The following is a 21,941-nucleotide window of genomic DNA, read 5'->3' as shown; positions in this document are numbered from 1 at the left end:
CGAAGTGAGCGACGTGCTGCGTCGCCGGCCTGCTTCAAGATCATTCTGGTGCAAGCCGACTACCGGCACATTACGGGTACTTACGGATTCCTCTGATCGTCATTCCTGTTGTCCCTATTACGCTAGCCAAGATTGGCGCCGTGAGCCTTGGCCGCTACCCGCAGCCAATAGATATTCGCATTTGGGTTGGGTCATACGGTCGCATCAAGGCCATTGGACAACCTTGCATTCAGAACCGAGGACATAAGTGACGGCGTTTGAGATGGATTTTGCGATAGCCGGAGGCGTTGCTACCATAGCCGGCATCGCGCTGGCGCTGGCCCTTGGCCTTCTCATCGGCGTCCAGCGTGGCTGGACCTTGCGCCATGAACCGGCCGGCTCCCGCTTCGCGGGCATCCGGACCTTTGGACTTCTGGGGCTCGCCGGCGGCGTCGCGGGCGCCCTTCGGTCGATCGAGTCCGGCGTGGCGATCATCCTGATCGCATCTGCGGCCATGCTGGTCCTGATGGGATATGCGCAGGCGGCATGGCGTGGCGGACCGGTCAGCGGAACAGCGAGCCTTGCCGGGCTGCTGACACTCGGCTGCGGGTTCCTCGCTACCACACAGCAGGAACGTCTCGCCACGATCATCGCAGTTTTGATGACGCTGGTACGCTGGTACTTGCGCTCCGCTCGCAGCTTCACGGCTGGATCGGACGGTTGAACGAGGTTGAGGTAAGCGCAATCGTCCGATTCGCACTGATCTCGCTCGCCATCTTGCCAATCCATCCCGATCGCCCTTACGGTCCCTACGATGCCTAGAATCCGCGGCAACTGTGGATGGTGGTCGTCCTTGTTTCGGGCTTTTCCTTCGCCGGCTATAGGGCCAGCAAGCGCCTCGGCGCATCGCGCTGGAAACTCGCGACGGCAGCTTGCGGCGCCGTGGTTTCATCCACGGTGGTTATCCCCACTGCCGGGCTCTAATCCGCGCTGGTGGAAACCAGGGGGTCACGCCAAAGGAGCCCGCTGATGTGCGCGACCTCTGGGATTAGTGCCGCGCCGCGGATTACTAGCGGGCGGCCCTGGATGATCCAATGCCACCATGCTGGTGACAGTGATGCCACATTGGCGGCATATGCGGAGGAAATCGACGCGCCAATCGGATTCGCCTCTCCCGCGTCAGCGGGTTTGTTCAATCCTTAGAATCCATACCACCCAGAGGCCCTCGCCCTGGAAAACATCATGGGGTGCTGACCTCGAAAAGGACCATGACGCTGAAGAATCGCCATTCTTGCACTTGAAAAACAGCCCCAATAAAGGGCCTACTGATACTTCACGATCATCACCCGTAGCGATTATTGCCATCTATCATCCTCTCCCCAATCAGCAGGCCTTTGGTGCCCTTGCCTTCGAACTTGAACTCGAAGTCTCTCCAGGTTTTCCTCCAGCGTCGCGCCACGTATCTTTCTCCTGGTCTTGCTGCATCATCGAGCATGATGAGGCCTCCCGGTGCGATACGTTCGAAAAGGCGTTCCGCCATTCCTCGGGTAAAGGGATGAATTGACCAAGGCGGTCCATCTATGACAAGCAGATCAATTGTCTGTGGAAGGTCGTGCAAGGCATACCATAATCCAGGCCAGGCCTGGTCCCGAAAGTTCAGCGGAGCATGGCTGAAACTTGCCGACAGGTGGTGCTCAGCGAGCCAAATGCCCATCTGCTCAACGAACGGTTCATACTGATCGTAGCTGTATAAATGCCCGCCACCGTGAAGCGACAATGCTTTGGCGATAACCAGCGAAGTTACTCCGGAACCTAATTCCACAACATTTTTCGGTTGTCGGACTTCAATCTCATCAACAATCCTGTGAAGAAGGTAAGTGTCTGCTTTCCAGCTGCCAAGATGAGGCAAGGCGTCCTGTTCAAGGTTTATACGCTCAAGAACAGCATTTTTTTCAGCTTTGTTTCCCCCATAAAGGCTTTTCAACAGCCAAGGCCATTGGATGAGCGCAAAGAATAGCTGGAACAGGGTTTCGCCCTTTGTGCGCGCGGTGCCTGTTTCCTGCGGCATCTTTTTGGCCAGCATGCCGGTCAGATTTTTGGTCGTCAACTTTCGTCACCTTCGTTATGGATAGCAGTCCAGTGAGCGAGGCAGCAGCCAGTTACCGAGTGTCATCTTAGGCAAACCCACCAATGTATGGCGCTCTCCACAGCAAGTCGTCCGACCCTCGATGATCAGGAGCAAATCTCTTCTCCCATGCTCGTCCCTCTAGAAGCTGGACTGGCGCCCTAAAAAGCCGAGAATTGCGGCAGAAAAGGCGTCGTTTGCATCGCCTGCGACCATATGCGTGGCATCGATAATGTCGGTATATTCAGCATGCGGTGCCAGTTCGCGCAGATGTTCGACAGCGCCTTCCGAGACAAGATCACTGGATCCGCCCCTGATCAGATGCAGCGGTAGCGTCAAATTAGCGGCAGCCTTGTATAATATATTGACTTGCTGCTCCTGATGCGCGGTGTCGCTGCAATGTGCAGCCACCATATTGCGAATAAATGCTGGATCCCAGTGCCAGTAATAGCGGCCATCCTCTTTCTGCCGGAGATAGTGCCGTAGGCCACCACCCGCTCTGCGCTTGCGACGATGTGGCATGTAGCGCGCAATGACTTGTGCAGCTTCTTCCGGAGACGAAAAGCCAGTCTCGACATGTTCTTGCATGAAGCTGACCACCCGCATCACGCCGCCCGGCTCGATACGCGGGGCTATATCTACAAGAGTGAGCGATGCGAAGCTGCCTGGGGCGAGGTCTCCTTCGGCTATCATTCCGGCAAGGCCGCCGAGGGAGGCGCCTACCAGAGCCGGTTTGCGATCCATTCCTGATGCTACCGCGACGAGATCGGCCGCAAAGTCGCGCACGTCATACGCACCTGCGCTCGACCAGTCGCTATCGCCATGCCCACGCATGTCTATAGCGATAGCGCGAAACCCCGCCTCGACCAGATCTTGCACTACCCGCTTCCAGGCGCGGCGAGTCTGACCCGCCCCGTGGGCAAGCAAGACGGGCATCGCCCTGCATTCGCCCTTCACTTCAGCAGCCAGGCTGATACCAGCGGCTCCATCGATTTTGCAATTCTTCCCGGTCATCCACCAGTCTCGATCCTGCAGGCCCGATTGAAGATAAACCCCTTAGTCCATTTTTGGCTTTGCCTTTGCGCCACTTCAGGACGTTGCATCCACACACGCGCGAAGAATTGAGAGGGTTGTTCTATCGTCCTGAGTTCGTGCTTCACAGAAGCTGATTGCGCGCCTGTGCATGAAGACGAGGGTTGGTCCGTTCCTGAGCGGTCGATCGCGATCATCTATTTCCGTTCCTCAGTCGTGGGCCGGTAGTCAGGTAGTTTGGGAGATCCCAAGCCTTCCCGGTCAATCTTCTTGGCCGCATCGCCCACGCGTCGAACTGGTTCGCGAACGGAGCGGGCGGTTTCGGCGATTTGTTGCGCATCCCCTTCCAATTGCCTGATCCGGGGCCGTGCGTGTGCAATGGATAGGCCCAGAGACCGGGCCTTGCCTTCGGCATCATGCAAGGGCCGGCCGAGGCTGTCGCGAAGACCGCCCCGCGATGCCTCGAGCCTCAGGCGAAGCCTCTCCGCGTCGTCTCCCGCCCGAGCCATTACATTCCCTAGAGAATGGATCCTGTCTTCCTGCAGGGCCTCCCCCGCGATTTGACTGACATCGCTTTTCCAGTTCCGCGAGCGCAGCGCGAGTTGGCCAAGACGTTCCTCGATGGATCGCTGACCGGCAGGGTCCAGCTTCTTTGCGATGCTCTCGGCACCTGACGATATCTTGGCGATCATCTCGCCTGGATTGAGGTCGCCGCTGAGGAGGCCGCCGGTCTTCACTGGTACAAGCGGGAATGGCTGTCCCGCTTGAACTGTAAGTGCCGGTTCACGCTTGTTGCTTCCCGCCAGGCTTATCTCTGCCGATCCATCGAAGAATGATTTATCGACCGACGCTGTCACGCCGCGATGGAGTAAGATGTCCTTGGTAAGGACGAACCGGACCACGACCGTATCCGGATTTGAAGGTTGGAGCCGGACCTGGGTTACTTTCCCAACGGGAACACCAAGAAGGTTGACGCCCGATCCGATTTGAACGCCGTCGACCGATTGTTTAAACTGCACCTCATACGTGGCCCCGTCAGCCTCACGTGACTGGATGAGCCACAGGGTGAACCCAATGACGGCGGTTATGAGCAGGCCGACAACAAGGCTCACCTTCAACCAGTTCGAACGCGTTTCCATGTGACCTAGAAATCCTGGAGCCGGTAGCGCGACAAATGAGCTTTTAATTTTCGCGAGATTTGGAACGTGATCACCGCCGCTTCACTCGTTCGCCAATTGCCAGGGCAATGGAAAGCACCGACAGCAGCCCGGCGATGATCGGTTCCGAGGCGAAAAGGATTGCAGCACATATTCCCAATGCTGCGGGGTAGAGCTGGGGAGTGGCTCTGCTGTTGCGCTCATCGCCGCGCAATCGTTCAAGATCCCTGGGTGCGATACTGACGGTGATCGATCCGGTACGCGCAACTCTCTCGATCTGTCCCACCAGGCTCGGCGTTGACAAGGCGGCTCTTCCAAGCGCTGCAAACAGCTTGCCCGCTTCGCCACGCAATCGCGCCGGACTCGTTCGCTCGCGCATCAGTTCCTTTGCCAGCGGAGCCAGTTCTCGAGTGATGTCGAATGTCGGATCGATGCGCCGGACAAATCCCTCTGCCGTGAGCAGCGTCCGGAGCACCAGTGCCAGATCGGGCGGGAGCGCGAGATGAAAGTCGCGCAGTATCGCAAAGACGATTTGGAAAATGTCGGTAAGGTCAATTTGCTCGAGCAGAACATTGCTGAAACGGTTGATCAGTTCGGCCAGGGCCTCTTCCAGCCTGACACGGTCAACATCAGGGTCGCCCGCCCAAAGCAGCAGAATATCGACGACCCCGCCTGTGTCCTCCGCCGCGATCGCCAGGCCAAGCCGTACCAATTCTTCCCGGCGTCGCGGCAGAAGCGTCCCCACCGCTCCGAAGTCGATAAGCCCCAGCGTTCCGTCCTCCAGGAAAAAGACGTTGCCTGGGTGGGGATCGGCGTGGAAATGACCATTGATGACGATCATGTGGAGGATCGCCTGCGCATAGGTGCTGGCGAGGCTAATGAGATCAAGGTCGCTTTGCCGCGCCGCCTCCAGATTGCTTGCCGGAACGCCTCGAAACCGCTCCTGTATGTTGACACGCCTGCCGGACAACTCCCAGTCAAAGCGAGCCGTTCGCACGCCGAAAGCTTTGAGATACTCTCCGATCGTATCGCTGGCGCGAGCTTCCGCGCCAAGGTCCATTTCCCGATCGATACTTTCAGCGAAGTGGCGCAGCAGTTCGTCCGGCTTTAGTCGCGCGATCTCGGGGATGCGGCGCTCTGCGATCCGGGCGACGCGGCGCAGCAGCCGAAGGTCGGCGTCGACAATCCGCTCGATCCCGGGACGACGGACCTTGACGATAACGTCCCTGCCGTCGAGCAGCGTTGCTGCATGGACCTGAGCGATCGAGCCGGCCGCAATCGCTTCGTCTTCAAAGGAGGCGAAATAGCTTTCCACAGTTCCGCCGATCGCCTCTTCGATAAGTGGTCGCACGGTGGCGAACGGCAGCGGCGGAACCCGGTCCTGAAGTTTCGAAAGCGCATCGATCCAATCGGGCTCCAGCAGATCACTTCGCATTGCAAGAATCTGCCCGAACTTGACCGCTGCAGGACCGATATCTTGCAGCAGCGCAACGACTGCTTCTGGTCGAGCGCTATCAAATGGTTCCTCACCACCCAGTCTGAGACCTAGCCGGGAGGCCATTCCCTTGAGGCCGTGTCGCCCGAACAGAAGCAGGATTTGTGCGAACCGCTCCCGCTCCTTCAATGCGACCGCTTCAGGCCCGTCCATCAAATGAGGATCAGCCATCATTATGTGCCTTGAGCGTGGGGACGCGACCTCGGCGGAAGCCAGCTTGCGTTTCGAGTTGATCCACGACCTTGTCGAGGTGAAGGATCGCCCTATCCAATGCTTCCAGTTCTTCCGCGGTCAAGCTGCCGAAGGTCTTCGCCACAATGCCATCGTAGAGTGGCAGGGCCTGCTCCAGCATCGCCCTGCCTGCGTCCGTGATTTCCACGAGCTTTACACGACGGTCCTCTTCAACGGGCGAGCGCGTGACCAGATCATTCTGCTCCAACCAGTCAATCGCCTGGGTTACCGTGCGCGGGGCCTGATCGAAGAAGCTTGCAATATCGGTTGAGCGGCTGGGTTGCTCGGCGAGATATACCAGCAGCTTAAGACGGGCCATCGATGCTCCTTGGGACGCAAGGTGCGTGTCGATCAGCCGCCGCATTCTGTACCAGGTCCAGCCAAAGGCCGTCGCGAGTGCGCGCAAATGAACTTCCTGAGGTTCCATATGTTATGTCCTTGCTCAATCTTCGATGGCATGGCAAGGGGAGAGGATAAAGTTATGACTGCGACGAAGCTGGCACCTCTTGGCCCATGGCGTGCCATTGCTCGATCATCATCGTGAGACCCCAATGCTTGACCATGCCAAGGTTCAAGATATGCGCTGCGTGGCGTTGATGCCAGCAGGAGCCGAAATCGTCCGCTGCTCAATTCCCATGCTGCTAGTGCGATGATCGCGGCAGATTGGCATATTGACGAGGGTGGCGGCCCGACTCTGCATGTGAGCGGTGACTGGACTTCGCTTGCTTTGGGCGATGCGGCAGGGCGCCTGGGTGCCCAGTCGGCCGGGAGTCTAGACGTGCAGCGTCTCGATCTTTCTGCTCTGGGGCGGATCGACACTGCCGGTGCCCTCCTGCTTTTGCGGTCCATGGCTCCAGACGCCGATATAGACTTTGGCGAAAGAGAGGATTTGCAAAGGCTGATCGACCTTGTTCGACCTGCCCTTGAACAAGATACGGCCGGTAAGGCTGGCGTCACTGGTGTTCTGGGATTTTTCGAGCGCTTCGGCCGTCAGGTAGTCGGGATCGCCGATGACGCCTACCAGATGCTGGTGTTCACTGGGCAGCTTATTGTGGCGCTCGGCCGTACCCTTGGCGATCCTCGCCGACTGCGCATGACGCCGCTTGTCGCGTTCATGCAGGACGCGGGCATTAATGGGCTTCCGATAGTTTTTATCATGACCTTCTTCATCGGCGCGGTCATTGCGCTCGTTGGCACCAACCTTTTGACAACGCTTGGCGTTGAGGTGTTCACGATCCAGTTGGTGGGCGTGGCCATCCTGCGCGAGTTCGGCGTGGTGATCACTGCCATCCTTCTGTCTGGACGTTCCGCATCTTCCTTTGCCGCTCAGATCGGTTCGATGCGGATGAACCAGGAAACCGATGCGATGCAGGTTATGGGCGTGGACCGCTTCGATGCGCTGGTAATCCCGCGCATCTTAGCCGCGCTTCTCATGATGCCTCTTATGACCTTCTGCGCGGATATCGGCGGTCTTGCTGGCGGACTCTTGGTCAGTTGGGTGACGATTGATATCAGCCCGGTCTTCTTCATCCAGCGTACGCTCGAAACGGTGGACATTAAGCATTTCTGGATAGGCATGTGCAAAGCGCCGTTTCTGGCTCTGATCATCGCTGCTGCGGGCTGTCGGCATGGCCTTATGGTCGGCGGCGACGTCCAAAGCCTTGGTCAAAATGTGACGTCCGCGGTCGTCCAGTCAATCTTCATGGTCATTATGTTCGATGCGATTTTCGCGGTTATCTTCATGGCGCTCGATCTGTGAGGGCGCTTGTGGAAACCGATGCCGAAGACGTGCCCATTCGCGTCAAAGGCCTGCGCACGGCTTTTGGCGACAAGGTCATCCATGAGGATCTCGGCCTTGAGGTCAAGCGCGGTGAGATATTGGGTGTGGTTGGCGGATCGGGTTCCGGTAAGTCGGTGCTGCTCAACACCATCCTGGGCCTCAAGCAGCCCGATGGCGGATCCGTCGAGATATTCGGGCAGGACATCCGCGATCCGCAAGCGCACAGTGAAGTCGAGCGTCGGATTGGGGTGATGTTCCAGCAAGGCGCATTATTCTCCTTTCTCACCGTACAAGAAAATGTCGAGGCGCCACTTCTGGAACATACGAAACTTACACGTGAGTATGTGCACGATCTTGCAAGGCTGAAGATCAAGCTTGCTGGTTTGCCGGAAGATGCAGGCTGCTTGAAGCCTGCCGAGCTATCTGGCGGAATGCGCAAGCGCGCGGGGGTAGCCCGCGCAATCGCGCTGGATCCTGATATCCTCTTTCTCGACGAGCCGACTGCCGGCCTCGATCCAATTGCTGCAGCCGAATTCGATGATCTTATCAGAACATTGCGGGATGCTCTTGGCTTCACCGTGTTCATAATAACCCACGACCTCGATACTCTGTACGCGATTTGCGACCGCGTTGCGGTTGTCGCTGACAAGAAAATCGCCGCTGTTGCAACGATCAAAGAACTTGAACGGTCAGATCACCCGTGGATCCGGAGCTATCTTCTGGGACCGCGCGGCCGTGCCGCGAAAAAAGAGAAAGAAAGCTGATGGAACGCCATGCCAACTATGCTCTGGTAGGCGCCGCCTCCATCGCGTTGCTTATCGCCACGCTTGTTTTTGTGGTCTGGCTCGGCGGTTCGGCCAAAGGAAGTGATTCTTACCAGATCGTGTTTCATGGGCCAGTCAGAGGTTTAAGCGTTGGAGGCGAAGTGCAGTTCAACGGCATCAAGGTCGGGGAAATCGGCGGAATCCGCCTCGACCAGCGCGACCCCAACCGTGTGATCACGGATATCGAACTGACGCGCGGGACACCGGTGCGCGAAGATTCGGTCGCATCCTCTGAAAGTCAGGGCATCTCAGGGGTCAGCATCGTGCAAATCAGCGCGGGCACGCCGAGCAAGCCGCTGCTCAAGACCAATGATCACGGTAAGCGGCCTGTCATCGCCAGCAAGCCCAACGCTATGTCTTCATTGCTGCAAGGCGGAGGACAGGTGGTGGCAAGCGCGACCGAGGCACTGAGCCGTGTGAACAAGGTCCTTTCTGATCGTAATATCGCCAACATCGGCGGTGCCATTCGCGATGTCCGAATGACTACGGCGGAACTGGCGGCCAATCGGACCATGTTCGCCCATGCCGGTTCCGCGCTCGCCAAACTGGATCGGGCGGCTGACGATATTCAGGGCGCGGCCTCGGCCGTTCGGCAGATTGCCGATGGCGATGGCAAGCGCGCCTTCGCCGATATCTCCCAGGCGGCAAACGAACTCAAATCGGCAGTTCATGAGGCTCGCGGCGTGATCGCCAAACTCGACACGCAAAGCGCCGATATCGGTACGACCACGATCCCTAATATCAATGCGACCATGCTGACCTTGCAAGAAACAGCTGAATCGCTGGACGGGCTAATTCGCGGGATCCGACAAAGTCCCCGCGAAGCTCTGGCCAAAAGCCGGGGTGCTGAACTGGAGTTGCCTAAGTGACATTATCAACCAGGAATCGGACTTTTGCACTTCTGTCGAGCGCCTTGCTGCTGGGTAGCTGTGGAAACCTGCTAGGCGGCGGCGAGCGCGCTGACCTTTTCAGGTTTGGCGTGGTTGAGCCCACGTCCGTCACCGGGATGCAGGGTGCGCTCCCGACTCGCTCTGTATCTCTGCTTCGCCCCCGGTTCTCGCAGGAGGTAGAGGGCGATCGCATGCTCACCACGCGGGGGGAACGTGCGCTCTACCTTAAGGGGGTTCGTTGGGTGGCGCCGGTCCCCGATCTTTTCACCCAGGCGCTGATGCGTCAATATGCGGCGCGGGCACCTGACGTGCGCCTGACGGGCGTCAGAAATGCCACCGGGGCATCGCATGCGCTGCAGATTGATATCGAGCGATTCGAAGCACGGTATGCCCTAGATGGGGGTGAAAAAGCACCGCCCACTGTCATTATCGAAGGCGATGCAACCCTGTTTGACCTTACTGATCGTCGTCCCGTTGAGGCCAAGCGCTTCTTGGTGCAGGAGCCAGCGTCCGCAAATACCACGAGCGGGATAGTCGCCGCTTTCGATCGTGCAGTAGCTCGCTCAACCACAGAATTGACGGATTGGTCCGCGCAAGCAGCGCGGAAGCATTCCACGGAGCGCGCGCTTGATACATCGAAGGATCGAATGGAACGCAAGCAGGGGATAAATTGATCATGAACTTGTCGCCGATCTCTACAATCTTAGGGCGCGAAAGCATGTACAAAATCGCCATGCGCCAGATAGCTTCGTAGGTATCTACGAGTTTTTGTTTTTATCTGAAGGGCTGACCCGATCGGAGCCAGAGTAAGCAAGATAGTATAATCCCGGATTCTACGTCTTAATAAGCGATAGCATATCGACCATGTGATAAGTCAAATCTCGCAATGATTAATATTGCTATCGGATTATGAAATGCAGTCCGCTGTCGATTTAAGTGACACTCATTTGACAATTTAATTTATGCAATGCGGGCGATGGTGGAACGATTATCCAACAGCATCGTTACGACGTCGTCACGCTTAACGTGATGCGGCCACTTGACCGCTCGAAATCTATTCTACGGAGAAGGTATTATGCTGAAAGTCATTATGGCCGCGGGCGCGCTAGCGCTTTCAGGTTCAGGGGCTCTCGCCCAAGCTGTTTCACCAACAAACACAGGTTCAATGTCGAGCATGGATACCGGCACAACACCGATAGCTGGACAGAATGAGCCAGCCTTTGTGATGGCTGCATCGGATGCGAACCTCTATCAAATAAAAGCAGCGCAGTTCGCCGTGACCAAGGCTCAGCGTGACGATGTGAAGGCTTTTGCCAAACGTGTTCAGACCGAAGCGCAAATCGCGCAGAAAGCACTCATGGCCGCGCTGCGCAACGATCAGCGGACAATAAAAGCGCCATCGTCATCGCTTTCCTCCGACAGAGCCGCACTCGTGAAGCTGCTCCAGAAGACGCCGCGCGGCAGCTTCGATAATCTTTATCTATCCCAGTCCGCCCAGGTACTACAGGCGGCATGGGCCATCAACAAAGGCTATGCGCAAGACGGCACCGACCCAGCCTTGAAGCAAGTCGCGGGAACCGCCGTTCCCACACTTGAGCAAGAACTCACCAATGGGAAGGCACTTCTTCCTTCAGCATTGACCGGCGGTCAATGATCATAGTGGCGCCCGTTCTTCACGGGCGCCACTCAATGTGATCGTCATGCCCTGGCGGGCAGCCGCTGTTATTTCAAGCGAGGTAACAGCGAACCCCACAGCGGTCGTGTTTATGCTTTCAACCTTGTCTTCAGGATATTGGGCGGATGATGATACTTGTTTTTGCCATGGCGGCTCTTGCACAAACCCCCGAGCAACCCGCCAGAAAAGATGAGACAGTTGACCGCGGTCGGGAAATCGTCACGCAGCCGGCGAAAGATATTGGCGCGGCCAAAACCGAAATTCCAGCTATTCTGGAAAGAGCGCAAGAAAATCCATATGGTCTCGCCGGCTTGAAATCCTGTGCGCAGATCAAGGCCGCAACTACGGAGCTCGATAGCGTCCTCGGACCTGATTTTGCGGTCGGCAACAACAAAAAAGAGAACAGGGCTGGTCGGCTGGCCGAGGCTGGAGGGAAAACTATTGTTAACACAATCATACCGTTTCGGGGCTTAGTTCGGGAGATTTCGGGCGCAGCTCCGGCCGAAAGACGCCTGGCGGCAGCGATTGACGCCGGCTTCGCACGCCGCGGCTTTCTTCGTGGAACAGCGCTCGCGCGGCGCTGTCCGGGGAGCAAAAATTAGCGACGAAAGCTGACGCTATTGAATTCGACGCCTCTGTGTGACGCTGCGCATTATCTCTTGAACTATGGCATTGCAGGGTAATGGGCCGGGGCGGGAATAACGAAAAGCTACTCGGGCCAGAAACAATCTATATTATTGCTTCCAGGCAAGGTGACGGCGGCCCAACCGATCAAAGTGCCGGGTCACCTTTCGTGTGACCCTGGCTGATATCACCATAGGCCACAATTGTGGGGATTGAAACGGGACACCAATTCGAGGCTCACTTCTTAACGACCGCCCGATCGGGAAAGTAATTTTTCGCGTCGGAGTGCTCGGCATCACGCGCCATCAGTTTCTGTGTTGTGCACCAGCCTGGCAAACCGCTCCTCGGTATCTTTTGATTCTTGCTTGAAGATTGGGGGAGCTACAGCCTGATATGCGGCTTAGGTGTAGGACCGGTCCAGCGGCGGCGGGCAAGGAGCGGGTTATCTCTGCGTAATGCTGAGGTTCCATATAATATGCAATTGCCGATCACTCCTTAATGCTGCAAGACAGAACCACACCGCGCAACATTGGGATTGTAATTTATATGGCGGACAAGTCGGCCACTGTTTCGGCGGATCCTGAGGGCCTCGGCGAATCTGCGGTGTCGCCGCTTAAATCGCCGCGCGTTCGCCTCGCGATGCTCATTGGCGCGATCCTGCTGCTCATCGGTGGCTTTGTCTGGTACTTGGATCATCAGAACCGGGGCCGATACATGCAGGTGACCGACAACGCCTATGTTGCGGCAGATTCCGTCATCACAGCGCCCAAGATCGCCGGATATGTTGAACGGGTGTTCGTTATCGAGAATCAGACGGTTCGGCAGGGGCAGTCTCTGGCTGAACTCGATCCCCGCGAATATCGGGCGCAGACCGAACAGATTACCAGCCAGATCGAAACGGCAACGGCTGCGGGGGATACGACGCGCTCTCAGATTTCCGAACAGCAGGCAGCCATAGCGCAAGCGCAAGCCCAGCTCAACGCGGCGAGCGCCGAGGCTGCTTTCGCCGCACAGCAGGTTACGCGATATCAGCCGCTTGCCGCATCAGGCGCTGAGCCAGGGGAGCGTTTCGCGCAGCTTCAGACGCAGGCACGACAAGCTCGCGAGCGAACCAATGCTGCGCAGGCGGCGCTGATCGCCTCGCAACGGCGAGTCGGTACACTGGGCGCGCAGGTGCGTCAGGCCCAGTCGCAAGCAGAGGCCGCGCGTGCCCAACTCAAGGTGGCGCGCGTCAACGTCGAATCGACAGTGCTCAAGGCTGCAATCAATGGCCGTGTGGGCGATCTGGCTGTCCGTGTGGGGCAATTCGTGCAGCCCGGCACACGCATGATGACACTGGTTCCTGTCGATCGATTGTTCATTGAGGCGAACTTCAAGGAAACTCAACTGGGGCTTATGCGCGTCGGCCAGCCTGTTGGCATCGAAATCGATGCGCTCCCTGGCGTCGAACTGACCGGGCGTATTGCCAGTGTCGCCCCTGGCACGGGCGCCCAATTCTCGGTGCTCCCCCCCCAGAATGCGACCGGAAACTTCACAAAGATCGTACAGCGCGTGCCTGTACGCATTGCAATCGATGCTCCTCTCGAAGTGCGCACGCTCCTTGTGCCGGGAATGTCGGTTGGAGTAACGGTCGATACGCGTTCAGCCAGAGGAGAGATGGATCGACTCCGTCAGGCCGTAAGCCGGAAGCGTTGACAGTGGTCACGGTCACAGCATCTCCAGACGCAGCTCGTTCCGCGCGTGCGGACTTGACCGCTTGGATCGCTGTTGCTGCCGGCTCGCTCGGCGCACTGCTGGCGACCCTCGACATCTCGATCGTCAACTCGGCACTGCCAACGATCCAAGGCGAAATCGGAGCAACCGGCACTGAGGGAACGTGGATCGCCACCGCCTTTCTCGTTGCCGAGATCGTCGTCATTCCGCTGAGCGCCTGGCTTGAACGGCTTTTGGGACTGAGAACCCTCCTTCTCATTTCCGTGACTGCCTTTACCGGGTTCTCCATCCTATGCGGCATCGCCACCGACCTTATGACGATGATCATCGGACGAACCGGGCAGGGCCTTATGGGAGGGCTGCTGATACCCACCGCCATGACGATTGTCGCAAAGCGACTCCCGCCACCCCAGCAGCCCATCGGGATGGCCCTTTTCGGAATGACCGTAATCTTGGGACCCGTTCTTGGCCCCTTGCTCGGTGGCTGGCTGACGGAAAATTTGAGCTGGCACTATGCCTTCTTCGTCAATGTTCCGGTCTGCGGGATACTCCTCTTGCTCCTGTTGCTCGGACTGCCGCACGAACGTACGAATTGGGTCTATCTTCGCGAGGCCGACTGGTTGGGTATTATAGGCCTGATCCTTGGCCTTGGAGGACTAACGATCGTGCTCGAGGAGGGGCACCGTGAAGACTGGTTCGAATCGACGCTTATCATCCGGCTGACGTTTATAACCGTAGCAGGGTTTGTGATGTTGGCGATCGGACAGATCTGGGCAGCAAAGCCCGTCCTTAAGCTGCGAATCGTCATGAGCAGACAGTTCGGCAGCGTCGTTATCATGGCGCTAGCGCTGGGCATGGTGATGTACGGATCGACCTTCGTCATCCCGCAGTTCCTGTCGCTTATCGCCGACTATAATGCCCTCGAGACCGGACAGGTCATCTTTCTCATGGGCGTTCCTGCCTTCTTTGTGATGCCGTTCGTGCCGTTTCTGATGCGGGTTGTCGACATCAGGCTGGCCGTTGGCGCTGGCCTCGCGCTTATGGCTGCTAGCTGCTTTGTGAACACCAGTCTCACAGTGGAATCCGCAGGCGAAGCCTTTACTACCGGTCAGCTGCTGCGCGGGGTGGGGATGATCTTTGTCATGCTCTTTCTGAACCAGGCCGCCATTACCTCAGTCAGCAAGGAGGATGCTGGAGATGCCTCAGGCATCTTCAATGCTGCGCGAAACCTCGGTGGCTCATTCGCTCTGGCGGCCCTGACGTCGTTCCAGGACCAGCGTATGTCACTCCACAGCCGACGGATGGAGGAAACGCTGTGGGCAAACGATCCAAGCGTGCAGGAGTATATCGCGGGGATGTCTCATACTCTGGGAAATATGGACGCGGGCCTTCAGTCGCTCGCTGGCACAATTCAGCAGCAGGCGTTCGTCATGACCTATAACGACATATTCTTGACGATGGCGGTAGCGACTTTTGTGACGCTTCCGTTCGTGTTTTTCCTTCGCCCGCTCCCCAAGGGGATGTCGCTGACGATGCATTGAGGTGGTAATGGCAAAGTTAAGTGGTCTCATCCTTCCGCTGCTCCTTGGTGGATGTGTGGTCGGCCCGGACTATTCCGGACCACCAGAGCTCGGCCAAGCCGCGCCGCGGCCGACATTCGTTCGTCAACCAGCGGATGCGTCGACCAGCGAGCCCGAACTCGCCGAATGGTGGACGACGCTGCAAGATCCGGTTCTCGATGAGCTCGAGCGGCGCACTCTTGTCGCAAATCCCTCGATTGATGTTGTGCAGGCCCGACTTCGCCAAGCCCGTGGGTCTGTACGCCAGGAGCGAGCAAACCGCCTGCCGACGGCTGGTGCTCAGGGCGCGGCCATATTTGCTGATCTTCCCGGGATCGATCTCCAGGCCAGTCAAGGAAGTACTCTACCCACACCTGTTCCGGCACCTTCATCCGCCCAGGATGCGGACACGTCTCTGCGTTTCTACAACCTTGGTCTGAACGCAAACTGGGAAATAGATCTCGCGGGCGGGCAGGTGCGAAAAATCGAAGCGGCAAACGCGCTGGCGGCGGCAGCGGCGTATAATGTTGCAGACGCAAAGGTTCAGCTCAGCGCTGAAGTCGCGCAGACCTATACCAATCTTCGTGACCGGCAGCAGCGCGCCGCTGCTTTTCGGGGAGGTCTCGACCTTCAGCGCCAGCAACTCGCCCTAGCCCGGCAGCGTTTCGGGCAAGGCACAATCCCGGCCTTCACTGTCGGCCAAGCGAACCGCGCGGTTCAGGCCACGATCAGCGATCTCGCCGCGGCCGATGCTGAGATCGAAATATATATGAATGCGCTAGCGGTTCTCGCCGGTGAAGCGCCGGGATCTCTCGATCCGCTATTGACGCCACGGCGCGATATCCCGATCCCCCCTGCGCGGGTGTCGATCGGAGACCCTTCGGCGCTCCTGCGCCGTCGTCCCGACATCCGCGCTGCGGAGCGCAATCTCGCCGCCACAACCTCCCGGATAGGGGTCGCGGAAGCAGCTCGTTTTCCGAAAATCAGCTTCATGGGGATTCTCGGGATTGGCGGCACGTCCATCGGAGACCTGGTAGATCTGGGCAATATTTCCAACATCGCCGTCCCTCAGCTGCAATGGGGCTTGCTCGATTTTGGACGAACGTCAGCGGCGATAGCGCAGGCACGCTCTGGTCGCGATGAAGCCGAGGCACAATATAGGCAGGTAGTGCTCGGCGCGCTTGAGGACGCGGAGACGTCGCTTGCGCGCTTTGCACAGCAAAGGCGAAACGTCGCCGCATTTGCCGAAATCAAGCGGTCCGCAGATGAAGCGGCAACGCTGATGCGGCAGCGCTATGCGCGGCAGGTCATTTCGAGAGGCGACACTCTTGAGGCTGACCGCCAGCAGCGGCTTGCAGAGGCAAACCTGCACAGTGCGGTTGCGGCCCTCACCGCCAGCTATGTTGCCATACAGAAGTCGCTTGGACTGGGATGGACAGAAGCGGGGAGTCAAGCTTCAGCCCTTATGAGCAAATAATGATGGTATCTGTCCGGACTTGCCAATACAAGAATCGGCGGCCCTGCCCACCGCAATGATGACTTTTGGCACAGGGCAACCCGCCTGTTCGGCATCCATCCTGCGGCCCTTGCGATTATACAGAGTTTCGCGGGGTAACGCGCCCCGGGGCGATTGCGATGTCTTTGACGGGGGTTGCCCCAGATAGGATGAAATACGGATTCACGACCGCATAGCCGGACGCAACATCGGACCGGAGACAACCATAGAGCAGTTTATCGGCCTCGACGTGTGATTGGATAGAATTTCTGTCCGACGAAGATCTATCCCGCGGGGAGTTGTCCTGACCGCGTATACGACCTTGTACCCGACAGACGGCATCACCCGCAGGCAGAAGATGGGGCCGCTTGTAAAACCAGCCAAGCTTACGACCTCACAACCATAGATCGACGAAGATCGAAATTGCCTTGACCGTGATGCGATTAAACAACCCACAAGTGCATCATTGGCGAGCATCGTGCCGAATTGGATATCCATGAGGCGAGACCAACCCCACCACATGATCAGGCTGCCGGGTGCCGAACACGCGCTTCGGCGATATCATTCGACGGGTTGGAGAACGGCGCCCGTCAAATCAGTTGATCGAGCAGCGGATCGTTCAATTCCCGCCACCATGGCGTCAGTTGCGGCGTGGAGGGGCACCGGGACCTGATCCGTCAGCACAAAGGATACCGATCGAGGCGGGGCTGCTCCTCTGTAATTCGGCCCCATCAAACATCCGCGGAGCGTACGCCTCGCGAAGGCTCGGTCATCATGGCCCCGCCATCGCTCCTTCCCAGCCGCCGCCGAGCGCAAGGAACAGCCGAACGCGATCCGAGGCGATGGACGCATCCGAGGCCGCCAGCGCTGCTTCGGCCGTGGCAAGGCTTCGCTGCGCGTCGAGCAGTTCAAGGCCTGTTCCAAGACCGCCCCCGGTTATCCGGGCCTGGAGCCCGGAAGCCCTCCGGCTCTCATCGCGCGCGCGCCTGAGCTTTGCATTCTGGTCCAGATCACGGGCATAGGTGCTGAGGACCGTCTCGGTTTCGCGGAGAGCTGCGAGGACGCTGCCGTCAAATGCCGCCAGCGTCGCGCGCGCCGCTGCATCGCTTTCCGCGATCCGCGCCCTGGCGACGCGTCGGTTCGGGAAGGACCACGAGATGAGCGGGCCGAAGCTGAACCGCAACGCCGAATCGTCGACCAGCCCGCCCACGCTCCGCGAGGTCGTGCCGAGCGATGCGCCGAGGCTGACGCTCGGATAGAGGTCCGCCGTCGCCACTCCGATGCGCGCCGTCGCAGCCGCGAGCCGGCGTTCAGCTTCGCGGATGTCAGGCCGGCGCCGGATCAGCGCCATACCGTCGCCAATCGGCAGGGGGCGGTCGACGGAAGGGATGATCCGGCAGGTCGCGAGATTGGGCGGATAATCTTCGGGCGTCCGGCCGAGCAGCACGGCAAGACTGAATAGTGCAGCTTTGCGGCCTGCCTCGATCGGCGGCAGCGCTGCCTCGAGCTGAGCCAGAAGCGCGCGCGAGCGGGTAGCGTCGAGCGACGTGTAGAGGCCGGCGCGCACGCCTCTTTCGGTGAGGGCGAGGCTTTGCCGCTGCAGTTCGACCGAATGGCGGGCAACGGTCATCCGCGCGCCGGCCGCGCAGGCATCTCCATAGGCGCCGACCACTCCGGCCACGACCGTCGTGCGCGCAAGGTCATAGGCGGCGGCCTGCGCTTCCGCATCGGCCTGCGCGGCTTCGATCGTGCGCCGAATCCGGCCCACGACGTCGAGTTCATAGGATATGCCGACGCCGGCGTCGAATGTCGCATGGGTCCCGTTGGGCGAGCCGAGACCGAGATTGGACGGCTCGCCCACCGATACGCCGCCCGCCGTGGAAGTCTGGACGCCCGCGCCGGCCTCGACCTCCTGGACAATCGCGCGCGCGCGTTCGAGATTGGCCGCCGCGACCCTGAGGTCGGTGTTGGCCTCGATCGCTTCCTGGACGAGCGCATCGAACTGGGGAATAGCGTAGAGGCGCCACCAGCGCTGGGGCAAGGGTTCAGCCGAATAGGCGGGCGATTTTCCTTCGGCAAAGCTTGCGGGCCGATCCGAGATGCCTGCGGGCAAGGGCGGCGCCCGATAGCTGGGGCCGACCGTGCCACAGCCAGCGAGCATCAGCGCGCCCATCAGTCCGAGCAGCCTTTTCGTTCCGACGCGCCCCATCGTCATTCGCTCCGGCCGGGGCCGAGCGCATTTTCCGCGCCATTGAGCGTCACGGTGACCGTCCGGCCCGCGATCAGATCGATGCCGGGCGGCACCTTGTCGATGGCGATCCGCACGGGGATGCGCTGGGCAAGACGGACCCAGCTGAAGGTGGGATTGACATTCGCGAGTAGCGTTCCGGACGCGGTCGTCCGTTCGCGATCGTCAATGCCCGCCGATCGGCCTTCAACATGGCCAGAAAGCGGCCTATCCTCGCCCATTACCCGGATCGTGACGCGGACGCCGGGGCGGATGTGCGAAAGCTTCGTCTCCTCGAAATAGCCGGCAACATAGTAGCTGTCGGAATCGACCAGCGTCATCACGGGCTGCCCGGTGGCCGCATAGGCGCCGGGACGGAGCGAGAAATTGGTGACGATGCCGTTGACCGGCGCACGCACCTCGGCGCGCGCCAGATTGATGCGGGCGAGATCGCGATCAGCGATCGCCTGGGCATAGCGTGCGCGGGCCTCCTCGGCGGTGGAGCGGCGGTCGTCACGTTGCTGTCCCGAGACGATATCAGAGAGGGCCTGATAGCGGCGGTTCTCCCGTTCGGCGGCGTTCAACGTTGCCCGTGCCGTGGCGACAGCGGCCTCGGCCTGCTCAACGGCATTGCGCAGCCGAACATGGTCGATGGTAAACAGGATGTCGCCGCGCCTGACCACCTGGTTGTCGCGAACGTGGACCTGCTCGACCCGGCCCGACACGTCTGCCGCGAGAGGGACCACATCCGCCCTGATCTTCCCGTCGCGCGTCTGTGGCGCGTAGGTGTAGTAATTATAGAGGCGCCAGAAGACGAACACGCCCGCACCCACCACCAGCAGGGTGAGCAGGGGCTTGAGCAGGCGGAGGAGGGTATCGCGATCTAGGGTCATGGCGGGCACTTCAGGATGCGGTGACAAGGCGTAGAGCCAGAAAGGCGGTGCCGGTCAGGATGAGGAACAGGGCGGTGTCGAACAGCGGGCGCTGCCAGACGAGGCGGTAGAAGCTGATGGACTCGAGCACCCGCGACAGCAGCAGGCGCATCGCGAAGCCGAGGATCGCGCAGAGGAGCAGCGGCGAAACGAACACGCCCGCGATGTCGATTTCGCCGATCATGTCGCCGGTACCCAGGCCGGCGCGCGCTCGAACAGGGCGATGCGCAGACCCGCTAAGGCATGAATGGCGCGGTCGGGGCGAGCGCCGGGCGAACCATCTCCCGGCCAGAGCGCATCAAGTGCTTCGTCGATGAGCGCGAGCAGACGGGACGACGGCTGCGGCTTGTCGAACTCGCTGCGGAGTTGATCGAGAACCCGATCCGTCGCCTGCCGCCCATCGGCGGGAAGCGCGTTGCCCATCGAGCGCAGGTCGGCGACGTTCGCGCCGACCCGCAGCCGGATGAGCAGGCCGGCGCTCCGCTCGATTTGCCCGGCTGCGGCAAGGCGCGCCGTCACCACCGAAATGCGGTCGAGCGCCCGCTGGACATAGCTGTCCCGCAACCGTCGGCTGGGCGACCGGCTCAGCCGCGCGATCTCGCGCGCTTCGATGCGGAGGACGCGCTGAAGCTGATGCTGTACGCCCCAGGTACGGAACAGGCCGGCGCCGAGAATGGCGGTGAATATGCCCAGCATGCTGGCGACGCTCGCCTCGACGAAGGTTCCGAAATCGGGCGGCGAATAATGGCCCTGGAGATTGATGTTGCTGAGCCCGAAGGCGAGGATTAGCGTCGCCATCGGATTGACGGCCGCCCAGACGCCCAGCGGCAGCATGAACAGGCCCATCATCAACGCAAAGGTCGAGAAATCGGCGGCGAGCGGGAGCAGGCCATAGCACAGGATCCCCGCCAGCAGGGTCGCTAGCAGGGCGAAACGCGCGAACATTCCGATCGCTCGGCCCGGCTCGTCGCCGCCACCGAAAAAGGCCAGCGTTACGGTGCCCAGCAGAACCGCGTTCGCGCCCTGATGCCAGCCCGTCGCATACCAGAGCCCGCAGAGGAGGGCGTAGGTTACGAGGATTCCCGCCGCGATCCGGGCAGCGTGATCAATGTCGGGGTTGAGCGGAAACGCCCGCGTCTCGCTGACTGTTCGCGCGAGCGCGGGCGCAAGCTTCGCCTTTCCGCTCAACGCCGCCTCGATCCGCGAAACTTCGCTCCAGAGCGTCAGCATTTCGGCCAGCATGTCGGCCAGCGCATCATGAATGAGCTGCTGCCACGCGCGCGCGTCACTGGCATCGAGCGGAAGCGCGCGCACGGCATCGGCCAGATCGGGTGGCGGTTCCGTACCGGCATCAAGATGGGCCCTGGCCGTGGCGAGAGAGGGTCGGAGGGCCAAGCGCTCCGCTTCGCCAAGGCCCGCGATGCGGCTGCCGATTGCGGAAAGGAGCGGGACCATGCGCAGCAGGCGTTGCTGGATCGCGAGCGCGTGCCGCAGGTCATCGCGATGGATCGTCGGATCGTAGCGCAGCGCTCCGGTCAGCTGTGACAGGGATGTGATGTCGGCCAGCGTCTTTAGCCGGTCATGCTCTCCTTGGGCGTCCGCCTCATGGCCATCAAGGACATCCGTCGCCCAGGTCTCGATGCTGGGCAGCCAGCGATGCAAGCGCGCGCGTAGCGCACCTTCAAGAGAACGCGGAGCGATCACGCCGTCAACGAGGGTCGTCGCGAGGATGCCGAGGGTGATTTCGCTGACCCGCGCCACAACGGTATCGAACATGATCTCCGGATGATCCACGCCGGCGACCGCCACCAGCATGAGCGTGATCGCGAAAAGCTGGAAGCCGTAGCTGCGCGGCGTGCGGTCGAGGAAAGAAATACCGAACGCCAGGGTTGCCACGATTCCCGACGCCGCGATCAGCAGCAGCGGCGCGCTCGCAAATAGCGCGACCATGGCAAGCGTGACGAAGCCGGCGCAGGAAGTTCCGGTGAACCGATAGACGGCCTTCGACCGGATCGCCCCGCTCATGGGGTTCATGCAGACGCAGCAGGTGACAAGTGCCCAGTAAGGATTGGGCAGGCCGATCCGCACCGCTATCGCGAATGCGATCATGCCCGCGACGAACAGCTTAAGGAGCCTCTGATTAGGCGGTTATTCCGGCGCGGGAAGGGGGCTGATAGGGGGTTTTGACTGCCAAGTCGGTTCC

20 protein-coding genes are annotated in these 21,941 nt (G+C 59.8%); 11 read left to right on the top strand and 9 right to left on the bottom strand.

What is annotated here, in order from left to right:
* Nucleotides 1-262: 262 nt before the first annotated feature.
* Nucleotides 263-703: an MgtC/SapB family protein gene (locus tag WFP78_RS08905; protein WP_336960766.1), complete on the top strand. Its 441-nt coding sequence runs from the start codon at nt 263-265 to the stop codon at nt 701-703.
* 116 nt (nt 704-819) lie between these two features.
* Nucleotides 820-963 carry a DUF4010 domain-containing protein gene (locus tag WFP78_RS23390; RefSeq protein WP_419722941.1) on the top strand — a complete coding sequence of 48 codons (144 nt, stop codon included), beginning with the start codon at nt 820-822 and terminating at the stop codon, nt 961-963.
* Nucleotides 964-1,321: 358 nt separating this feature from the next.
* On the opposite strand, the gene WFP78_RS08900 is transcribed toward WFP78_RS23390, so the two are convergent.
* From WFP78_RS08900 to WFP78_RS08880, 5 genes are all read right to left on the bottom strand, one after another.
* Nucleotides 1,322-2,086, bottom strand: coding sequence for a class I SAM-dependent methyltransferase (locus WFP78_RS08900; RefSeq protein ID WP_336960765.1), 765 nt, complete (start codon nt 2,084-2,086; stop codon nt 1,322-1,324).
* Nucleotides 2,087-2,245: 159 nt separating this feature from the next.
* On the bottom strand, nt 2,246-3,118 hold the full coding sequence (locus tag WFP78_RS08895; RefSeq protein WP_024020672.1) for an alpha/beta fold hydrolase: 873 nt from the start codon (nt 3,116-3,118) through the stop codon (nt 2,246-2,248).
* A 215-nt stretch (nt 3,119-3,333) separates the two neighbouring features.
* Nucleotides 3,334-4,275, bottom strand: coding sequence for an MlaD family protein (locus WFP78_RS08890; protein ID WP_336960764.1), 942 nt, complete (start codon nt 4,273-4,275; stop codon nt 3,334-3,336).
* 70 nt (nt 4,276-4,345) lie between these two features.
* The gene (locus WFP78_RS08885; protein WP_086486395.1) at nt 4,346-5,959 is read right to left on the bottom strand and encodes an ABC1 kinase family protein; all 1,614 of its coding nucleotides are present in this window, start codon (nt 5,957-5,959) and stop codon (nt 4,346-4,348) included.
* Nucleotides 5,952-6,446: a MarR family winged helix-turn-helix transcriptional regulator gene (locus WFP78_RS08880; protein ID WP_024020669.1), complete on the bottom strand. Its 495-nt coding sequence runs from the start codon at nt 6,444-6,446 to the stop codon at nt 5,952-5,954. The genes WFP78_RS08885 and WFP78_RS08880 overlap by 8 nt, the downstream gene beginning before the upstream one ends.
* Nucleotides 6,447-6,668: 222 nt before the next feature.
* Between WFP78_RS08880 and WFP78_RS08875 the strand changes: the two genes are divergently transcribed.
* From WFP78_RS08875 to WFP78_RS08835, 9 genes are all read left to right on the top strand, one after another.
* The gene (locus tag WFP78_RS08875) at nt 6,669-7,778 is read left to right on the top strand and encodes an ABC transporter permease (protein WP_235955279.1); all 1,110 of its coding nucleotides are present in this window, start codon (nt 6,669-6,671) and stop codon (nt 7,776-7,778) included.
* An 8-nt stretch (nt 7,779-7,786) separates the two neighbouring features.
* Complete coding sequence (locus tag WFP78_RS08870; RefSeq protein WP_031309820.1) at nt 7,787-8,563, top strand: ABC transporter ATP-binding protein; 777 nt, start codon at nt 7,787-7,789, stop codon at nt 8,561-8,563.
* A complete protein-coding gene (locus WFP78_RS08865) occupies nt 8,563-9,492 on the top strand; it encodes an MlaD family protein (RefSeq protein WP_024020666.1) in 930 nt (309 codons plus the stop codon). The genes WFP78_RS08870 and WFP78_RS08865 overlap by 1 nt, the downstream gene beginning before the upstream one ends.
* Before the next feature lie 137 nt (nt 9,493-9,629).
* Nucleotides 9,630-10,187 (top strand): ABC-type transport auxiliary lipoprotein family protein, encoded by a 558-nt coding sequence (locus tag WFP78_RS08860; protein ID WP_235955281.1) that lies wholly within the window; start codon nt 9,630-9,632, stop codon nt 10,185-10,187.
* Between the two features lie 401 nt (nt 10,188-10,588).
* Entirely contained in the window at nt 10,589-11,167 is a 579-nt protein-coding gene (locus tag WFP78_RS08855) for a DUF4142 domain-containing protein (protein ID WP_235955309.1), read from the top strand.
* A gap of 149 nt (nt 11,168-11,316) precedes the next feature.
* Nucleotides 11,317-11,790 carry a hypothetical protein gene (locus WFP78_RS08850; RefSeq protein ID WP_405053679.1) on the top strand — a complete coding sequence of 158 codons (474 nt, stop codon included), beginning with the start codon at nt 11,317-11,319 and terminating at the stop codon, nt 11,788-11,790.
* Between the two features lie 568 nt (nt 11,791-12,358).
* Nucleotides 12,359-13,507 (top strand): HlyD family secretion protein, encoded by a 1,149-nt coding sequence (locus tag WFP78_RS08845; protein WP_336960753.1) that lies wholly within the window; start codon nt 12,359-12,361, stop codon nt 13,505-13,507.
* Nucleotides 13,508-13,560: 53 nt separating this feature from the next.
* Nucleotides 13,561-15,066: an MDR family MFS transporter gene (locus tag WFP78_RS08840; protein WP_024020661.1), complete on the top strand. Its 1,506-nt coding sequence runs from the start codon at nt 13,561-13,563 to the stop codon at nt 15,064-15,066.
* 7 nt (nt 15,067-15,073) lie between these two features.
* Nucleotides 15,074-16,561: an efflux transporter outer membrane subunit gene (locus WFP78_RS08835; protein WP_086486326.1), complete on the top strand. Its 1,488-nt coding sequence runs from the start codon at nt 15,074-15,076 to the stop codon at nt 16,559-16,561.
* 790 nt (nt 16,562-17,351) lie between these two features.
* Here the strand turns inward: WFP78_RS08835 and WFP78_RS08830 are convergent.
* Genes WFP78_RS08830 through WFP78_RS08815 form a run of 4 tightly spaced genes read right to left on the bottom strand, consistent with a single transcriptional unit; the run spans nt 17,352 to nt 21,862 of the window.
* Complete coding sequence (locus WFP78_RS08830; protein WP_336960744.1) at nt 17,352-18,794, bottom strand: efflux transporter outer membrane subunit; 1,443 nt, start codon at nt 18,792-18,794, stop codon at nt 17,352-17,354.
* The gene (locus WFP78_RS08825; protein ID WP_336960741.1) at nt 18,791-19,699 is read right to left on the bottom strand and encodes an HlyD family secretion protein; all 909 of its coding nucleotides are present in this window, start codon (nt 19,697-19,699) and stop codon (nt 18,791-18,793) included. The genes WFP78_RS08830 and WFP78_RS08825 overlap by 4 nt, the downstream gene beginning before the upstream one ends.
* A 10-nt stretch (nt 19,700-19,709) precedes the next feature.
* A complete protein-coding gene (locus tag WFP78_RS08820; RefSeq protein ID WP_024018728.1) occupies nt 19,710-19,922 on the bottom strand; it encodes a DUF1656 domain-containing protein in 213 nt (70 codons plus the stop codon).
* Entirely contained in the window at nt 19,919-21,862 is a 1,944-nt protein-coding gene (locus WFP78_RS08815) for an FUSC family protein (RefSeq protein WP_336961304.1), read from the bottom strand. Before WFP78_RS08815 ends, WFP78_RS08820 begins: the two co-directional genes overlap by 4 nt.
* Nucleotides 21,863-21,941 lie beyond the last annotated feature (79 nt).

It is taken from the genome of Sphingobium aquiterrae (assembly GCF_037154135.1).
GTDB lineage: Bacteria > Pseudomonadota > Alphaproteobacteria > Sphingomonadales > Sphingomonadaceae > Sphingobium > Sphingobium aquiterrae.
This window is presented reverse-complemented; position numbering and strand designations above follow the sequence as displayed.

Excerpts from the sequence above, each read along its gene's own strand:
- WFP78_RS08905 (WP_336960766.1), top strand. The coding sequence starts at position 263 with ATGGATTTTGCGATAGCCGGAGGCGTTGCTACCATAGCCGGCATCGCG.
- WFP78_RS23390 (WP_419722941.1), top strand. The coding sequence starts at position 820 with ATGGTGGTCGTCCTTGTTTCGGGCTTTTCCTTCGCCGGCTATAGGGCC.
- WFP78_RS08895 (WP_024020672.1), bottom strand. The coding sequence starts at position 3,118 with ATGACCGGGAAGAATTGCAAAATCGATGGAGCCGCTGGTATCAGCCTG.
- WFP78_RS08890 (WP_336960764.1), bottom strand. The coding sequence starts at position 4,275 with ATGGAAACGCGTTCGAACTGGTTGAAGGTGAGCCTTGTTGTCGGCCTG.
- WFP78_RS08885 (WP_086486395.1), bottom strand. The coding sequence starts at position 5,959 with ATGGCTGATCCTCATTTGATGGACGGGCCTGAAGCGGTCGCATTGAAG.
- WFP78_RS08880 (WP_024020669.1), bottom strand. The coding sequence starts at position 6,446 with ATGGAACCTCAGGAAGTTCATTTGCGCGCACTCGCGACGGCCTTTGGC.
- WFP78_RS08875 (WP_235955279.1), top strand. The coding sequence starts at position 6,669 with ATGATCGCGGCAGATTGGCATATTGACGAGGGTGGCGGCCCGACTCTG.
- WFP78_RS08865 (WP_024020666.1), top strand. The coding sequence starts at position 8,563 with ATGGAACGCCATGCCAACTATGCTCTGGTAGGCGCCGCCTCCATCGCG.
- WFP78_RS08860 (WP_235955281.1), top strand. The coding sequence starts at position 9,630 with ATGCAGGGTGCGCTCCCGACTCGCTCTGTATCTCTGCTTCGCCCCCGG.
- WFP78_RS08855 (WP_235955309.1), top strand. The coding sequence starts at position 10,589 with ATGCTGAAAGTCATTATGGCCGCGGGCGCGCTAGCGCTTTCAGGTTCA.
- WFP78_RS08850 (WP_405053679.1), top strand. The coding sequence starts at position 11,317 with ATGATACTTGTTTTTGCCATGGCGGCTCTTGCACAAACCCCCGAGCAA.
- WFP78_RS08845 (WP_336960753.1), top strand. The coding sequence starts at position 12,359 with ATGGCGGACAAGTCGGCCACTGTTTCGGCGGATCCTGAGGGCCTCGGC.
- WFP78_RS08835 (WP_086486326.1), top strand. The coding sequence starts at position 15,074 with ATGGCAAAGTTAAGTGGTCTCATCCTTCCGCTGCTCCTTGGTGGATGT.
- WFP78_RS08830 (WP_336960744.1), bottom strand. The coding sequence starts at position 18,794 with ATGACGATGGGGCGCGTCGGAACGAAAAGGCTGCTCGGACTGATGGGC.
- WFP78_RS08825 (WP_336960741.1), bottom strand. The coding sequence starts at position 19,699 with ATGACCCTAGATCGCGATACCCTCCTCCGCCTGCTCAAGCCCCTGCTC.
- WFP78_RS08820 (WP_024018728.1), bottom strand. The coding sequence starts at position 19,922 with ATGATCGGCGAAATCGACATCGCGGGCGTGTTCGTTTCGCCGCTGCTC.